At 71.6% G+C, this 16,169-nt stretch carries 14 protein-coding genes; 10 read left to right on the top strand and 4 right to left on the bottom strand.

What is annotated here, in order from left to right; genetic code table 11:
- The first annotated feature begins 6 nt into the window (after positions 1-6).
- Together FHY03_RS02430 and FHY03_RS02425 are read left to right on the top strand one after the other, a co-directional pair.
- A complete protein-coding gene (locus FHY03_RS02430) occupies positions 7-1,392 on the top strand; it encodes a dihydrolipoamide acetyltransferase family protein (protein WP_183928520.1) in 1,386 nt (461 codons plus the stop codon).
- Between the two features lie 28 nt (positions 1,393-1,420).
- Positions 1,421-2,254, top strand: coding sequence for a protein phosphatase 2C domain-containing protein (locus FHY03_RS02425; protein WP_183921673.1), 834 nt, complete (start codon positions 1,421-1,423; stop codon positions 2,252-2,254).
- 96 nt (positions 2,255-2,350) lie between these two features.
- Here the strand turns inward: FHY03_RS02425 and FHY03_RS02420 are convergent, their stop codons facing one another.
- From FHY03_RS02420 to FHY03_RS02410, 3 genes are all read right to left on the bottom strand, one after another.
- The gene (locus FHY03_RS02420; RefSeq protein ID WP_183921672.1) at positions 2,351-2,494 is read right to left on the bottom strand and encodes a lmo0937 family membrane protein; all 144 of its coding nucleotides are present in this window, start codon (positions 2,492-2,494) and stop codon (positions 2,351-2,353) included.
- Positions 2,495-2,589: 95 nt separating this feature from the next.
- A complete protein-coding gene (locus FHY03_RS02415; protein WP_183928518.1) occupies positions 2,590-2,730 on the bottom strand; it encodes a lmo0937 family membrane protein in 141 nt (46 codons plus the stop codon).
- Between the two features lie 54 nt (positions 2,731-2,784).
- On the bottom strand, positions 2,785-4,113 hold the full coding sequence (locus FHY03_RS02410; RefSeq protein WP_183921670.1) for a sorbosone dehydrogenase family protein: 1,329 nt from the start codon (positions 4,111-4,113) through the stop codon (positions 2,785-2,787).
- A gap of 103 nt (positions 4,114-4,216) precedes the next feature.
- Between FHY03_RS02410 and FHY03_RS02405 the strand changes: the two genes are divergently transcribed.
- From FHY03_RS02405 to FHY03_RS02370, 8 genes are all read left to right on the top strand, one after another.
- Positions 4,217-6,574, top strand: a complete 2,358-nt coding sequence (locus FHY03_RS02405; protein WP_183928516.1) for a PAS domain-containing protein — start codon at positions 4,217-4,219, stop codon at positions 6,572-6,574.
- Between the two features lie 55 nt (positions 6,575-6,629).
- Positions 6,630-8,153 (top strand): ATP-binding protein, encoded by a 1,524-nt coding sequence (locus tag FHY03_RS02400; protein ID WP_183921668.1) that lies wholly within the window; start codon positions 6,630-6,632, stop codon positions 8,151-8,153.
- Complete coding sequence (locus tag FHY03_RS02395; protein ID WP_183921667.1) at positions 8,150-8,599, top strand: response regulator; 450 nt, start codon at positions 8,150-8,152, stop codon at positions 8,597-8,599. Before FHY03_RS02400 ends, FHY03_RS02395 begins: the two co-directional genes overlap by 4 nt.
- Before the next feature lie 7 nt (positions 8,600-8,606).
- Positions 8,607-9,644, top strand: a complete 1,038-nt coding sequence (locus tag FHY03_RS02390) for a response regulator (RefSeq protein ID WP_183921666.1) — start codon at positions 8,607-8,609, stop codon at positions 9,642-9,644.
- A 138-nt stretch (positions 9,645-9,782) separates the two neighbouring features.
- Positions 9,783-10,055: a hypothetical protein gene (locus FHY03_RS02385; protein WP_183928514.1), complete on the top strand. Its 273-nt coding sequence runs from the start codon at positions 9,783-9,785 to the stop codon at positions 10,053-10,055.
- Positions 10,056-10,622: 567 nt separating this feature from the next.
- Positions 10,623-11,684, top strand: coding sequence for an NAD(P)H-dependent flavin oxidoreductase (locus FHY03_RS02380; protein WP_409314144.1), 1,062 nt, complete (start codon positions 10,623-10,625; stop codon positions 11,682-11,684).
- 47 nt (positions 11,685-11,731) lie between these two features.
- Positions 11,732-12,871: a metallophosphoesterase gene (locus tag FHY03_RS02375; protein ID WP_221189950.1), complete on the top strand. Its 1,140-nt coding sequence runs from the start codon at positions 11,732-11,734 to the stop codon at positions 12,869-12,871.
- A gap of 171 nt (positions 12,872-13,042) precedes the next feature.
- Complete coding sequence (locus tag FHY03_RS02370; protein WP_183929231.1) at positions 13,043-14,236, top strand: multidrug effflux MFS transporter; 1,194 nt, start codon at positions 13,043-13,045, stop codon at positions 14,234-14,236.
- Positions 14,237-14,276: 40 nt separating this feature from the next.
- Here the strand turns inward: FHY03_RS02370 and FHY03_RS02365 are convergent, their stop codons facing one another.
- Positions 14,277-16,082, bottom strand: a complete 1,806-nt coding sequence (locus tag FHY03_RS02365) for a methyl-accepting chemotaxis protein (protein WP_221189949.1) — start codon at positions 16,080-16,082, stop codon at positions 14,277-14,279.
- Positions 16,083-16,169: the final 87 nt, after the last annotated feature.

Here is a 16,169-nt window from a genome sequence, read left to right as displayed (position 1 = left end):
ACCCACATGGCGCGCTTCACCTTCAAGCTGCCCGACATCGGCGAGGGCATTTCCGAGGCCGAGATCGTCGCCTGGCACGTCCAGGTCGGCGATCGCGTCGAGGAAGACCAGCAGCTCGCCGACATGATGACCGACAAGGCCACCGTCGAGATGGAGAGCCCGGTCGCGGGCGTGGTGGTCGAGCGCGCGGGCGAGGTCGGCGACCAGGTCTCGATCGGCGCGCCGCTGGTGGTGATCGAGACCGACGGGGAGGGAGCGGATGCCGCTGACGTGCCGCCCCCGGTGCAGGAGGACACGCTCGAAGCGGAGAATCCGGGAGTGGAGGAGAGCCAAATCCTCCCCGGGACGGGGAGGGGGACCGCGCCCGCAGGGCGTGGTGGAGGGGGGACTCCGCGAACGCTGCCGGCGGAGGAGCTCCCTCCAGCTGCCGCTCCGCCCGCGGAGCCCCCCCTCCACCATCAGCCTTCGGCTGACGGTCCCCCTCCCCGTTCCGGGGAGGATTTGGGTCGCCCCGTTCTCGCCTCCCCCGCCGTGCGCGCCCGCGCGCGTGACCTCGGCGTCGACCTCGCGCGGGTCCGCGTCGCCGAGGGCGACCGCATTCGCCACGCCGATCTCGACGCCTTCCTCCGCTACGGCGGTGGCGACGGCTACCACCCGCCCCACGTGAGCCGCGCGCGCGACGACGAGCAGGTCCGCGTCATCGGCATGCGCCGCCGCATCGCCGAGAACATGGCCGCGGCGAAGCGCCACATCCCGCATTTCACCTATGTCGAGGAGATCGAGGTCACCGCGCTGGAGGCGCTGCGCGCGCAGCTCAACGCGCGCCGCGGCGAGCGGCCCAAGCTGACCTTGCTCCCGCTGCTGATCGTGGCGCTGTGCCGCACCTTGCCCGACTTCCCGATGCTCAACGCGCGCTACGACGACGAGGCCGGCGTGGTGACGCGCCACGGCCGCGTCCATCTCGGCATGGCGGCGCAGACCGACGCCGGGCTGACCGTGCCGGTGATCCGCGACGCGCAGGACCGCAACGTCTGGCAGCTCGCCACCGAGATCGCGCGACTCGCCGCCGCGGCACGCGCGGGCAAGCTGCGCCCCGACGAGCTCGGCAACGGCACGATCACGCTCACCTCGCTAGGCCCGCTCGGCGGGATCGCGACCACGCCGGTGATCAACCGACCCGAGGTGGCGATCATAGGCCCGAACAAGATCGTCGAGCGCCCCGTCTTTGTCGCCCCCGAAGAGGCTGGGCGCGGCGATGCCATCCGCAGGGCCAAGCTGATGAATCTCTCGATCAGCTGCGATCACCGCGTGGTCGACGGGCACGATGCGGCCAGCTTCGTGCAGGCATTGAAGGGGCTTATCGAGGCGCCGGCGCTGCTCTTCGTCGACTGAGCCGGCGGGCGCGGCTAGGGTCGAGGCCATGCACCTCGACCTGCTCCAGTCGATCAGCCTGTGCGGCGACAGCGCCTCGCCCAACGACGACCGCGCCGGCGCGAGCGCGCGCTGCGCCTGGGTGATCGACGGCGCCACCGATCTCGCTCCGCCCGGGCTGCTCGGTGATCGCGGTGGGGCGGCCTGGTTAGCAGCGACCGCCGACGCCGCCTTCGGGCTGGGCGAGGCCGCCGACCTGCGCGCCACCTGCGCCTCGGTGTATGAGACCGTGGCGACGCGCTACGCGGCCGAGCGGCGGCGTGAACCCGCGGGCGCGTGGGAACTGCCGAGCGCCTCGTTCGCGGCGATCCAGCTCGTCGGCGACTCGCTCGAGGTGGCCTGGGCGGGCGACTGCGCGATCCTGCGCGCGCGCGCGGACGGTGCGGTCGACTGGCTCACCCCCGCACCCGACCGCGCGGCGGAGAGCGCCGAGGCGGCGGCACTGGGTGAGGCGCTCGGCGGCGTGCGGACGCCGGCGATGATCGCGGATCGTCGCGCCGCGCGCGAGCGACCTGGGCGGCGCGTGCTCGGCGTCGACGCTGCGGCCGCGGCGGCCGCGACCGACCACGCCCGCGTCGCGCTCGCGCCGGGTGACGGTCTGCTTCTGATGAGCGACGGCTTCGCCGCGCTGGTCGACAGCTACGACGCGTATGACGCGCCGGGGCTGATGGCGGCGGTGCGCACGCGGGGGATGGCGGCGTTGGCCGAGGAGTTGCGCGCGATCGAGCGGGACGACGCCGACTGCCGACGCTTCCCGCGTTTCAAGCGAAGTGACGATGCCACGGCGTTATGGGTACGGGTGGGGCCGCACCCTCGGCTATGAAAGAGGCGGTCGCCTTAGCGGAACGCCGCATCCACGTTCGTCATCCCGTGGTCGGGCCCGGGATGACGCGCACGACCGTTATCGGGGTTACGCCTCCTACACTCGGCGGCCGCTGAATAGCTGCACCAGCCCGACGATGATCGCCACCACGAGCAGGATGTGGATCAACCCGCCGGCGACATGAAGGCTGAAGCCCAGCAGCCAAAGCACCAGGAGAATAACGGCGATCGTCCAGAGCATCGAAGTACCTCCTGTGTTGGGAGAGGAAAACACTCGCTGCCGGCTACTGTTCCGCGCCCCGGCAACAATTCGTTACAGGCAAAAGCGCGTGCCGCTCAGCGGCGGCCGGTGAACAGCTGCACCAGACCGACGATCAGCGCGATCACCAGCAGCAGGTGGATCAAGCCATGGGTGAGGTGGAAGCTGAAGCCCAGCAGCCACACGATCACCAGGATGACGACGATCGTCCACAGCATCGCTCACTCCGCGCTCGATCCACGCTCATTATAGCGCGGACGGGCGCGCCCGGATCAGCGCGCCGCGGTGACTCGCCAGATCGCGTTGCCGACGTCGTCGGCCACCAGCAATGCGCCGGTGCGGTCGGTGATCACGCCGACGGGCCGGCCGTGCGCGTCGCCGTCCGGCGTGACGAAGCCGGTCAGCACGTCGGCTGGCTTGGCCCCCTTCACCGGCCAGCCCGCCGCGTCGAACGGCACGAACACCACCTTGTAGCCCGACAGCGGCTTGCGGTTCCACGAGCCGTGCTCGCCGACGAAGGCGCCCTGCGCGAACTGCCCACCCAGCTTGGCGTCGCCCGCGAAGCTCAGCCCCAGCGCGGCGACGTGCGGGCCCAGCGCATAGTCGGGGCGCTTCACGTATTGCTGCAGCTCGGGGTTCTTCGGCTCCACCCGCGTGTCGACGTAGCCGCCCCAATAATACCAGGGCCATCCGAAGTTGTCGCCCAGCTCCACCGCGGTGAGATAGTCGGGGACGAGATCGGAGCCGAGCATGTCGCGCTCGTTCACCACGGTCCACAGCCGGTTGGTGCCGGGGACCAGCGCCATGCCGTTGGGGTTGCGCAGCCCGGTGGCGAAGACGCGGAAGGTCTTCTCCTTGGGATAGACCTGGAGGATCGCGGCCCGGAACTTCTCGCGCGCGAACCCGCCCTCGGCGACGTTCGAGGCCGAGCCGACCGAGACGTACAGGGTGCGCCCATCCTCGGCCGGAATGACGTTGCGCGCCCAGTGGTTGCCGCCGCCGGGCAGCTTCACCACCAGCTCGGGCTTGGCGGTGATGCTGGTCGCGCCCTCGGTATAGGGCACGCGCACCAGCGAGTCGGTGTTGGCGACGTAGAGCTGGCCGTCGAACAGCGCCATGCCGGAGGGCGAGGTGAGCCCGGTCATGAACACGGTGCGGGTCTCGGCGCGACCATCGCCGTCGGCGTCGCGCAGCAACGTGATGCGATTAGCCGAGGGGCCGCCCGCACCGACCTTGCCGAGCAGGTGGCGCATCACCCAACCCTGGATCCCACCACCCTCGCGCGGCGGCGAGTTGGTCTCGGCCACCAGCACGTCACCGTTGGGGAGGCGGTAGAGCCAGCGCGGATGGTCGAGCCCGGTGGCGAAGGCGGCGACGCGCAGCCCTGCCGCGGGCGTCGGCGCCTCGCCCGCCTTCCAGCCGATCGGGTCGGCAGTTTTGACCGTGGGCAGCGTCTGCTCGCGCGGCGGCGTGATCGTCGGCCGCGCGCCGCTCACCGCGGCCACGTCGAGCCGTGCGGCGTCGGGCCAGGCGAGATAGGCGACGACGCCGATCGCGGCGAGGACAAGGAGGCCGAGCACGGCGAGGATGTGTCTGCGCATGCCACCGGATGTAGGGCCAAGCCGCGGCCCGCGCCACCGTCGCGTGCGTTGCCGCCGACCCCCGCACCGGTGTAGCGTCGCGCGGCTCGGGGGGAGGAGCGCGATGCACGGCGGATCGAGCAGCGGGGCGAGCGGGGCGAGCGGGGCAGCGGCGGCGGACGCGCTCGCGGCGCGCCCGGCGCGCGCGCCCGACCATGCCACCGAGGCGGCGATCCTCTCGGCGCTCGCGCACGACCTGGCCGATCATCCCGCCGAGCTGCTCCAGCGGCTGACCGACCAGATCGTCACGCACGGGATGGCCGGCTCGGCCGGGGTCAGCCTGCGTGAGCCGAACGGCTTCCGCTGGGACGCGCTGTCGGGCGCCTGGGCGCGTTATCGCGGCGGCGGCATGCCGCTCGACGCCAGCCCGTGCGGGGTCGCGATCGCGCGCGACGCGGCGCTGCTGTTCGAGCGGCCGCAGGAGCTGTTCGCGGGTGCCGCGCTCGACCCGCCCGTACGCGAGCTGCTGCTCGTGCCGTTCCACCGCGACGGCCGCGCCGCCGGCACCTTGTGGCTGCTCGCCCACGCGCCCGACCGCGCCTTCGACCGGGAGGACGCGCGCTTGCTCACCAGCCTCGCCCATTTCGCCGCGAGCGCGCTGGTGCTGCGCCAGCGCACCGCTGAGCTGGCGCGCGGGCGCGACCTGTTGCGGGCGACGATGGACGCCTCGACCGACATGATCCAGGTGTTCGAGGCGGTGCGCGACGAGCGCGGCGAGATCGTCGACTTCCGCTGGCTGCTCAACAACCACACCTCCGAGAGCACCTATGGCGAGGTTCGCGGCCAGAGCCTGCTGGAGCGCAATCCCGGGGTGATCGAGGAAGGGATCTTCGCTACCTTCAAGCACGTCACCGAGACGGGCGAGCCGCGCCAGGACGAGCGCCACTATGTCCACGAGCAGTTCGACAGCTGGTTTCTCCAGACCGTCGTCAAGCTCGACGACGGCGTCGCCACCACCACCAAGGACATCGGCGCCTGGAAGAACGCGCAGGAGGAGCTGCTGCGGCTCCGCGACGCCGCGGCGCAGGACCGGCTGCGCCAGAGCGAAGAGCGGCTGCGCCAGTTCGGCGAGGCCTCGCACGACGTGCTGTGGATCCGCGACGCGGCGACGCTGCGCTGGGAATATCTCACCCCGGCGTTCGAGACCGTCTACGGGCTGAGCCCCGACCGCGCGATCGCGGGCGACGCGGCGCAGAGCTGGCTCGATCTCGTCCACCCCGAGGACCGCCCCCTGGCCGAGGCGGCGATGGCGCGCGTGCGCGGTGGCGAGCATGTCAGCTTCGATTACCGCCTCCACCGCCCGGTCGACGGCGCGACGCGCTGGATCCGCGACACGGCCTTCCCGATCCGCGACGGCGGCGCGGTGACGCTCATCGGCGGCATCGGCGAGGACATCACCGAGGTGCGGCAGGCCGCCGAGGCGGTGCGGCGCAGCGAGGAGCGGCTGCGCAGCGCGGTCGAGGTCGGTCGGCTCGGACTGTGGGACTGGGATGTCCGCACCGGCGAGGTGCACTGGTCCGACGAGCATTTCCGCATGCAGGGCTTCGCGGTCGGCGAGATCCAGCCGAGCTACGAGGCCTGGCGCGACCGGCTGCACCCGGAGGATCGCGCCGGCGTGGAGGCGGCGCTCCGCGCGGCGATGGAGGGGCATAGGGAGTATAGCCGCGAGTTCCGCATCGTCCGGCGCGACGGCACCGTGCGCTGGCACGACGCGCGCGGCCGCTTCTTCTACGACGCCGACGGCGCGATCCGCATGGTGGGCGCGATGGTCGACGTCACCGACCGGCGCGAGTGGGAGGAGCGCCAGGCGGTGCTGATCGCCGAGCTCCAGCATCGCACGCGCAACCTGATGGGGGTGGTGCGCTCGATCGCGGACAATATGGCGCGGACGAGCACCGACCTCGCCGACTTCCGCACGCGCTTCACCGACCGGCTCGACGCTCTGGCGCGCGTGCAGGCGTTGCTGTCGCGGCTCAACGACGTCGACCGGGTCACCTTCGACGACCTGCTGCGAAGCGAGCTGACCGCGATGGGCGGGATCGAGCGGGCGACGCTCGACGGCCCCGCCGGAGTCCGGCTGCGCTCCTCGACGGTGCAGACCTTGGCGATGGCGCTGCACGAGCTCGCCACCAACGCGGTGAAATATGGCGCGCTCGGGCAGCCCGGCGGGCAACTGACGGTGACGTGGCGGCTGGAGCCGGCCGGGCCGGGCCTGCGGCCGTGGCTCCACATCGACTGGCGCGAGCGCGGCGTGGCGATGCCCGCGGCGGGCGGCGCCACGAGCGGCGGCGGGCAGGGGCGCGAGCTGATCGAGCAGGCACTGCCCTATCAGCTCGGCGCCCGCACCGCGCTGACGCTGGAGCGCGACGGTGCGCATTGCACGATCGCCCTGCCGGTCTCGGCGCATTCGGCCGAGGGATGAGCCGTCGCGCGTCGCGGCTGGTCTAAGCCGCGCGCGCGCGCTAACCGCCGGCGCCGTGGCCACGCCCCGATTCCTCCTGCCGCCCGAGGGCAAGATCGCACCCCGGCTCACCGCGCTGCTGGTGCCCGGCTTCCTCGCGCTGCTCGCCGCGGGCGGCGGCGCTGCCTGGGTGACGCGGCAGAACCAGGTGCACACCCGCGCCGTGGTCCATACCTACGAGGTCGAGAAGGCGGTGCTGGAAGTGCGCCGCGTGATCGAGGAGGCCGAGGCGACGCGGCGCGGAGCACTGCTCGCCCCCGCCACCGCGGCCTACCGCGAGGGCTATCACCGCGCCACCGCCGAGCTGCCGCAGCGGCTGGTGACGCTGGCGCGACTCACCGCCGACAATCCGCGCCAGCGCGACAATCTCGCCGGGCTCCAGCTTCAGCTCGGCGCGCTGGCGCAGCGTCGCGCCGAGACGATGGCGCTGGTCGAGCGCGGCGACCAGCGCGCCGCCCTCGCTGCCTTTCGCGCCGACACCGAGGCGAGCAGCATGCGCGCGGTGCGCTTTCTGATGAACCGCATGGCGCGTGAGGAACGTCGCCTCCTCGCCATCCGCGACCGGGAGCTGCGCGTCACCGAGCGCGCTTTCTACGCGGTGCTGGTGCTCGCCGCGGTGCTGCTCGCCGCGCTGGCGGTGGTCGCGCTGCTCACCGTGCTGGCCTATACGCGCGACCTGGCGCGCTCGCGCGACGCCACCCAGTCGCTGGCGGACAGCCTTGAGGAGATGGTAGCGGAGCGTACCGAGGATCTCACCCGCGCCAACGAGGAGATCCAGCGTTTCGCCTATATCGTCAGCCACGACCTGCGCTCGCCGCTGGTCAACGTGATGGGCTTCACCGCCGAGCTGGAAGCGGCGACGGGCCAGCTCGGCGCGCTGGTCGATACGGTCGAGGCCGAGGCGCCGCAGCTGCTCAGCGAGGAGGCGCGGCTGTCGGCGCGCGAGGACCTGCCCGAGGCGATCGGCTTCATCCGCGCCTCGACGCAGAAGATGGACCGTCTGATCAACGCCATCCTCCAGCTCTCGCGGCAGGGCCGGCGCCAGCTCGCGGCCGAGCGGATCGACGTGGCGCAGCTGGTCGGCCAGATCCGCGACACGCTCGCGCACCGGCTCGCCGACGTCGAGGCCACGCTGGACGTGGCGGGGACGCTGCCCGAGGTGATCAGCGACCGCTTCTCGCTCGACCAGGTGTTCTCCAACCTGATCGAGAATGCGGTCAAGTACCTGCGCCCGGGCGTGCCCGGGCGGATCACGGTGAGTGGGCGCCGCGAGGCGCAGCGGGTGATCTATGCCATCGCCGACAACGGCCGCGGCATCGATCCGCGCGACCATGCGCGCGTGTTCGACCTGTTCCGTCGCTCGGGCGCGCAGGACAGACCGGGCGAGGGGATCGGGCTCGCCACGGTGCGCGCGCTGGTGTTTCGATTGGGCGGCACGATCAGCGTCGAGTCCAACCTGGGACAGGGCGCGACCTTCACGCTATCACTACCACTGACGCTGGAGTCGCAACGTCCTGAAGGGCAGGGTAAAAACGAATGAACGCGCATCAGTCGGTCGGCATCGTCATGATCGAGGACGACGAGGGCCACGCGCGCCTCATCGAGAAGAACATCCGGCGCGCCGGCATTCTCAACGAGATCCGTCACTTCACCGACGGTACCAGCGCGCTCGACTATATCTTCAACGATCCGGTCGGCCCTGCGCTGAGCGGTCCGGCGCTGATCCTGCTCGATCTCAACCTGCCCGACATGAGCGGCACCGACATCCTGACACGGATCAAGAACAGCGACGGCCCGGTCAAGCGCACCCCCGTGGTGGTGCTGACCACCACCGACGATTCGCGCGAGATCCAGCGCTGCTACGATCTCGGCGCCAACGTCTACATCACGAAGCCGGTGAACTACGAGAGCTTCGCCCAGGCGATCCGCCAGCTCGGGCTGTTCCTCTCGGTGATCCAGGTGCCCGACCTCGACGGGGCGAACTGAGCGGCCCGTGACCATCGCCGCCGGCACCCGCATCCTCTACATCGACGACGACGCCGGCATCCGCCGGCTGGTGAGTCGCGCGCTCGAGCGGCGCGGCTATCAGGTCGCCACCGCCGACGGCGGCGAGGCGGGGGTGGCGGCGGCCGCGGCCGAGCATTTCGACCTGGTCGCCGTCGATCACTATATGCCGGGGATCGACGGGCTGGAGACGCTCGAGCGGCTCCACGCGCTGCCCACGCCCCCGGCGGTGGTCTACGTCAGCGGGTCGGAGGAGACGCGGGTCGCGGTGGCGGCCTTGCGCGCGGGCGCGGCCGATTATGTGGTGAAGACGCCGGGCGACGACTTCTTCGACCTGCTCGACGCCACTTTCCGCCAGGTGCTAGCGCGCACCGAGGTCGAGGCGCTCAAGACCCGCGCCGAAGCCGAGCTGCGCGCCAGCAACGCGCGGCTGGAGGCGCTGCTGGCTGAGGTGAACCACCGCGTCGCCAACTCGCTCCAGCTCGTGTCGGCGATGGTGCGGATGCAGTCGAGCGCGCTGGAGGATCCGGGCGCGCGCGCCGCGCTGGAAGACACGCAGCGGCGCATCAGCGCGATCGCGCAGGTCCACCGCCGGCTCTACACCGGCGACGACGTCGAGCATGTCGAGATGCGCGACTATCTCGCGCAGCTGATCGAGGAGCTGGGCGCGACCTGGTCCACCAGCGAGGCGCCGCGACGGCTGAGCCTCGCCGCCGAGCCGCTGCGGCTGCCGACCGACCGGGCGGTGTCGCTCGGCGTGATCGTCACCGAGCTGGTGAGCAACGCCTGCAAATACGCCTATCCCGGCGGCGACGGCGAGGTGCGCATCGCGCTGGCGCGCGACGGCGAGCTGCGCTTCCGCCTGGTGGTGGAGGACGACGGGATCGGCATCGGCGACGATGGACCCAAGGGCACCGGCGTGGGGTCGCGGCTGATTCGCGCCATGGCGCAGAGCCTCGACGCCGCGCTCGACTATGACGCCGCGCACCCCGGCACACGCGCGGTGCTGGCGGCGGCGATCCGGTAAAGGGCAGGCGCTGCCCGACGAGCGGGGAGGACGTTGCCCGTCCCACCCGCCGCAATTGTCAAATGACTGCAACAACAGCCTGTTCTAGGAAGTCCCACGCGCCGCGCGCAGAGGTGGCGCCGTCAGGGAGATCACCGAATGTCGCGTCTCATCAACTTGGTCGCGGGTGTCGCCGCGATCCTCGCGCTGCCCGCCGCCGCGGTCGCCGCGCCCGCCGCCAACCCGGCCTCCTCGCTCTCGGTTGCGCGCTCGGCACGCGCCGCCAGCGGCAGCGCCAATGCCAGCAAGATCGGCGCCGAGGTGCCGACCACCACGCTGATCAGCATCGGCATCCTCGCCGCGCTGACCGGTATCGTGCTGCTCGTCGCCGACAATGGTGACGACAACAACGACAATAGCGACAGCAACTGATCGAAGGTCGGTCGGCGCGGTGCCCCCCCGGGAACCGCGCCGACCCATCTACGGCGCGGCTCAGCGCGCCAACTGCAACACCATCTCAGCCGCCACCGCGACCGTGGCCCAGCTCGCTGCGGTCAGCACCGCGAGCACCGAGTAACGCCGACGCGTCGACATCATGCCGTTCATCATCATCCCCTCCCGATGTTGTCCGGGCAGATTACGCAAACGGTCGCGCCGCTAAAAGCGAGTCGCACTGACGCATTTTTCATATTTTCCCGCTTTGGTTCAGCGGCTTCGTCATCGGTCAGCGAAGCAGCGTGAGTGCCAGCGCGTTCGCGCCGGCGAGCAGCACCCAACTCGCCGCGACCAGCACGATCAGCAGCGCGGTACGCCGTCGCCGCGGCCATTTTTCGTTCGGCATCGCCCGTCCCTCGCTCGCCCGTCCACTGCCTCTTCTCGTAGCGGGGGCAAGCCGATCGGCGCGGCGAAGGCGCGGGAAAATCGGGCGAAGAGCTTTCGGCTTCGCCCCACCGCGGCGCGGGTGATTGCCGTCGTGGCGCGAGGTGATTAGGGCAGGGCATGACCGACACGCTCGCTCCCGCCGCCGCTCCCGCCACCGACGCCGCGAGCGGCGCCGCGCGCCTCGCCCGCCGCATGGCGCGCGGCGCCGCTTTCCTCGGCAGCGAGGTGGCGATCATGGCGGGGGCGATGTCGTGGGTGAGCGAGCGCCACCTCGTCGCGGCCATGTCCAACGCCGGCGGCTTCGGCGTGATCGCCTGCGGCGCGATGACGCCCGCGCTGCTCGACGCCGAGATCGCCGGCACCAAGTCGCTCACCGACAAGCCGTTCGGCGTCAATCTCATCACCATGCACCCCGCGCTGGAGGAGCTGATCGCGGTGTGCGCGCGCCACGGCGTCGGCCATGTCGTGCTCGCCGGCGGCCTGCCGCCCAAGGGCTCGCTCGAGGCGATCAAGGCCGGCGGCGCCAAGGTGATCTGCTTCGCGCCGACGCTCGCGCTGGCCAAGAAGCTGATCCGCTCGGGCGTCGACGCGCTGGTGATCGAGGGGATGGAGGCGGGCGGCCATATCGGCCCGGTCTCGACCAGCGTGCTCGCGCAAGAGATGCTGCCCGAGATCGCGGGCCAGGTGCCGGTGTTCGTCGCCGGCGGGATCGGGCGCGGCGAGGCGATCGCGGGCTATCTCGACATGGGCGCGGCCGGCGTCCAGCTCGGCACGCGGTTCGTCTGCGCCACCGAGTCGATCGCGCATCCGAAATTCAAGCAGGCGTTCATCCGCGCCAGCGCGCGCGACGCGGTCGCCAGCGTCCAGATCGACCCGCGCTTGCCGGTGATCCCGGTGCGCGCGCTCAAGAATGCGGGCGGCGAGCTGTTCACCGCCAAGCAGCGCGAGGTAGCCTCGTCGCTCGACGAGGGGCGCGTCGCGATGGCCGAGGCGCAACTGCAGATCGAACATTATTGGGCGGGTGCGCTCCGCCGCGCGGTGATCGACGGCGACGTCGAGCACGGCAGCGTGATGGCGGGCCAGTCGGTCGGCATGGTCACCAAGGAGGAGCCGATCGCCGACATCATCGCCGCGCTGATGGCCGAGGCGGCGCACGCGCTGGAGCGCCGCGCCGGCTGACATGTCCGCGGCTTGACGCGTGATGCAACGTCGGCGCGCGTCGCTGGTTGGGGCGGGCGAGGAGACCCACGATCTTCCATCTGATCTTCGCGACGCCCTGCCTCTACGTCGTCGTTCGCACGCTCTGGCCGCTCGCGCTGCCGCTCTGGGCCAAGGGCGGGGTCGCGGTGCTGCTGCTCGCCGCGTCGCAGTTTCATTATTGGAGCAAACTGTCGTCCGGCTCGGTGTTCGCGCCCGAGTTCCCCCGCGCGATCGTCGTGCTGTTCAACTGGGCGTTCGGCGCCATCGTGCTGCTGTTCGCCCTCCAGCTGCTGCTCGATCTCGGGCTGCTGGTGGCGCAGCTGGTCCGCCGCGGCGCGACGCTGCCCGACCGTGCGCGCTACGCCGCCGCGGCGTCGGCGGCGGTACTCGCGGCGATCGGCGTCGCCAACGCGCTGCGCCAGCCGCCGGTGCGCGACGTGACCGTCGCCATCGCCGGGTTGCCGCCGCGCTTCGACGGCTATCGGCTGCTCCAGCTCAGCGACCTGCACCTCAGCAGGCTGTTCCCGGCGCGCTGGGCCGAGGCGATGGTGGCGCGCGCCAATGCCGCGGGCGCCGACCTTGTCGTCGTCACCGGCGACTTCATCGACGGCTCGGTCGCGATGCGCCGCGACGATGTCACTCCGCTCGCCGCGCTGCGCGCGCCCGACGGCATCTGGGCGGTGCCGGGCAACCATGAATATTTCTTCGATTACGACGCCTGGATGCGGCACCTCGCCGGCCTGGGTGTGCGGCTGCTGCCGAACGCGCACGCCGTGCTGGAGCGCGGCGGCGAGCGGCTGGTGCTCGCCGGCGTGACCGATGCCTCGGCGGCGGCAACCGGACACGCTGCGCCTGACCTTGCCGCCGCGCTGGCGGGCACGCCCGCGGGCGTGCCGGTGGTGCTGCTCGACCACCAGCCGCGCAACGCCCGCGCCGCGGCGGCGCGCGGCGTGGCGCTCCAGCTCTCGGGGCACACGCACGGCGGGATGATCGTCGGGCTCGACCGATTGGTGGCGCGCGGCAACGACGGCTTCGTGTCGCGCCGCTACCAGGTCGGCGCGATGACGCTGTACGTCAGCAACGGCACTGCGCTGTGGCCCGGCTTCGCGCTGCGGCTGGGACGCCCGTCCGAGATGACGCGGATCACGCTGCGGCGCGCGGGTTAGGCGGACCGCGTCGGTTGGCCGACCTGCGCCGCGGCACGGTTCGACTGCCCGGATCGGGCCCTAACCCTCGGAATCTAGCCCCGTCAGCCGCTTGTGCACTGCGGCGGGGAGGACGATAGGGCAGGCATGACGTCCCTTTCCGCCCCGCACCCGCACCCCGCGCCGCAGGGCATGCACCCGCGCGAATTCGTCGCCTTCATCGCGGCGCTGATGGGGGTGAACGCGCTCGGCGTCGATCTCATGCTGCCCGCGCTCGCCGACATCGGCCACGACCTGGCGGTGAGCGCGGCCAACCACCGTCAGTGGATCGTCACCGTCTACATGATGGGCTTCGGCCTGGGGCAGCTGCTCTACGGCCCGCTCGCCGACCGCTACGGCCGCCGCCCGGTGCTGATCGTGACGCTCGTGGGCTTCGTCGCCGCCAGCGTCTTCGCGGCGAGCGCCGCCACCTTCCCCGCCTTGCTCGGCGCGCGCCTGCTGCAGGGACTGATGTCGGCCTCGACCCGCGTGCTGGCGGTGGCGATCGTGCGCGACACCGCCTCCGGTCGGCAGATGGCGCGGACCATGTCGATCGCGCAGATGATCTTCTTCATCGTGCCGATCATGGCGCCGACGCTGGGGCAGGGCCTGCTCGCCTTCGGGCCGTGGCGCTTCATCTTCTACGCGCTCGGCGGGTTCGCCGCCTTCGTGCTGAGCTGGACGCTGCTGCGCGTGCCCGAGACGCTGGCGGCCGAGCGGCGCGTCGCCATCTCGACCGCCAACCTGCGCGCCAACTATCGCCAGACGCTGACCAACCGCTATTCCGCCGGCTATGCCGTGGCGGCGTCGCTGACGTTCGGCGGGATCATCGCCTTCGTGTCCTCGGCGCAGCAGATCTTCGTCGACGAGTTCGGCGCGGGCGACCGCTTCACCCTGCTGTTCGCGCTGTGCGCGGGTGCGATGGGCTGCGCCTCGTTCGCCAATAGCCGGCTGGTCGAGCGGCTCGGCACCCGGCTGATCTCGCAGACGGCGGTGCTGGCGCTGATCGCGCTGTCGGTGCTGCACCTGCTGGTGATCACCGCGGGATGGGAGACGCTGGTAAGTTATATCGTCTTCCAGGCGTTGAGCATGACCTGCATCGGCCTGTGTGGCTCGAACTTCGGCGCGATGGCGATGGAGCCGGTCGGGCATATCGCGGGCACCGCCTCGTCGGTGCAGGGCTTCATCACCAGCATCGGCGCGGTGCTGGTGGGCAGCGCGATCGGCCAGTCTTACGCGGGGACGACGCTGCCGCTGGCGCTGGGATATCTCGCGATCGGGGTCGCGGTGCTGGCGCTGGTGTGGGTGATCGAGGGCGGTCAGCTGTTCCGCGCGCGGATGGGGTGAGGGACCGACAATCCTCCCCGGCACGGGGAGGAGTTCGTCGTCAGAACCCCGACCAGTCGTCGGTCACCGCGGTCGCACGCGCGCCGGCGAGGCGGCGTACCCCGGCCGCGGCGCGCTGCTGCAACTGGTGGACCGGGCTCGCCGCGCGCGGTGCGGCACCGACGCGGAAGCGGGACACCTGCTGCGCCAGCGAGTCGGCCTCCACCGCCAGGCTGCGCGCCGCGGCGGTCGCCTCCTCCACCATCGCGGCGTTCTGCTGGGTGACGTTGTCCATCTCGGCCACCGCGGTGTTGACCTGCTGGAGCCCGGTCGCCTGCTGCTCGGCGGCGGTGGCGATGGTGCGCACCAGCCCGCTGAGCTCGCCGACGCGCGCGCTGATGCGCGCCAGCGCGTCGCCCGCGGCGTTGACGAGCGTGACGCCGGCGTCGACCTGACCGGTCGCGGCGGTGATCTTGCCCTTCACGTCGCGCGCCGCCTCGGCGGAGCGTTGCGCCAGCGCGCGCACCTCGGAGGCGACCACCGCGAAGCCCTTGCCCGCGTCGCCCGCTCGTGCCGCCTCGACCCCTGCGTTGAGCGCGAGCAGGTTGGTCTGGAAGGCGATCGCGTCGATCACGCCGATGATCTCACCGATCTCGCTCGAGGCGCGCTCGATCCCGCCCATCGCCGCCACCGCGCGCTCGACCACCTCGGCGGACTGCTCGGCCTCGACCCGCGCCGCCTCGACCGTCTGGTTGGCCTGCGCCGCGCTCGCCGCCGTCTCCTTCACGGTGGAGGTGATCTCCTCCATCGCCGCGGCGGTCTCCTCCAGGCTCGCGGCCTGCTGCTCGGTGCGCTGCGAGAGATCGTCGGAGGCGGCGCGAATGTCGGCAGCACCGTCGTTGATGCCGTTGGTGGCGCTGGTCACCGCGCCCATCACCTGCGCCATCGCGTCCATCGCGGCGTTGAAGTCCTGCTCCAGCTTCGCATAGGCGGGCGGGAAGCCGCTGAAGCGCGCGGCGAGATCGGCGTCGGCGAGCCGCGCGAGGCCGTCGCCCACCTCGGCGAACACCGCCTGGCGCTCCTGCTCGTCGCGCGCCTTCTCCACCGCGGCGTCGCGGAACACCGCCACCGCGCGCGCCATCGTGCCGATCTCGTCGCGGCGGTCGGCGCTGGGCAGCGCCACCTGATGGCGGCCCGCGGCCAGCTCCTCCATCACCGAAGCGATCGCCACCACCGGCCGCGCGATCGAACGCGACAGCAGCATGCCCATTGCGCCCGCCAGCGCCACCGCGATCGCGCCGCCGAGCGCGAGCGCCAGCGTCACCATCGTCTCGGCGTGGCGCTGTGCGGCGTCCTGCTGGTCGACCCAGGCCTGCTGCGCCGCCTGGATCTCCTTGATCGAGTCGCGCATCGCGCCGAGCTGCTTGGAGCCGGCGAGCTCGCGCGCCTGCTCGCGCGTCGCCGGCTCGGCGAAGGCGGCGAGCGTCGGCTCCACCTTGGTGCGCTGCCATGTCTCTACCGCGGCGAGGAAGCGGCGCACGCGCTCGGCCTGATCGGGCCGCGCGGCGTGGCGATTGAACTCGGCCGCGGCGGCGGTGATCGCCGCCGCATTCTCCTTGTAGGTGTCCAGGAAGGCCGGCTTGCCGAGAAGCACATAGCCGCGCACCGCGCTCTGCCCCTCGACCACGCCATTGAGCATGTCGTCGGCATGGTCGGAGGCGAGCTTCGCCTCGTCGCGCGTCGCCGCCACCTGGTGGAGCGTGCGGACGTTGGCGAAGACCACGAGGCTGACGATCGAGAAGGTCGCGATCAACACCGCGAAGGCGAGCGCGAGCTTGCGGGGGATAGCGATATTACGAATGGTCACGAAGCTCTCCTGGCGATCGTGACGTGGTAGCCGCGCGGAGTTAAGGGCCGACTAACTTTGCGACCAAAGACTTATTATCCCGCATAT

It is taken from the genome of Sphingomonas sp. BK345 (genome assembly GCF_014193845.1).
Classification (GTDB): Bacteria; Pseudomonadota; Alphaproteobacteria; order Sphingomonadales; family Sphingomonadaceae; genus Sphingomonas.
The sequence above is the reverse complement of the archived record's forward strand: the minus strand, read 5'-3'. Positions and strand labels throughout refer to the sequence as shown.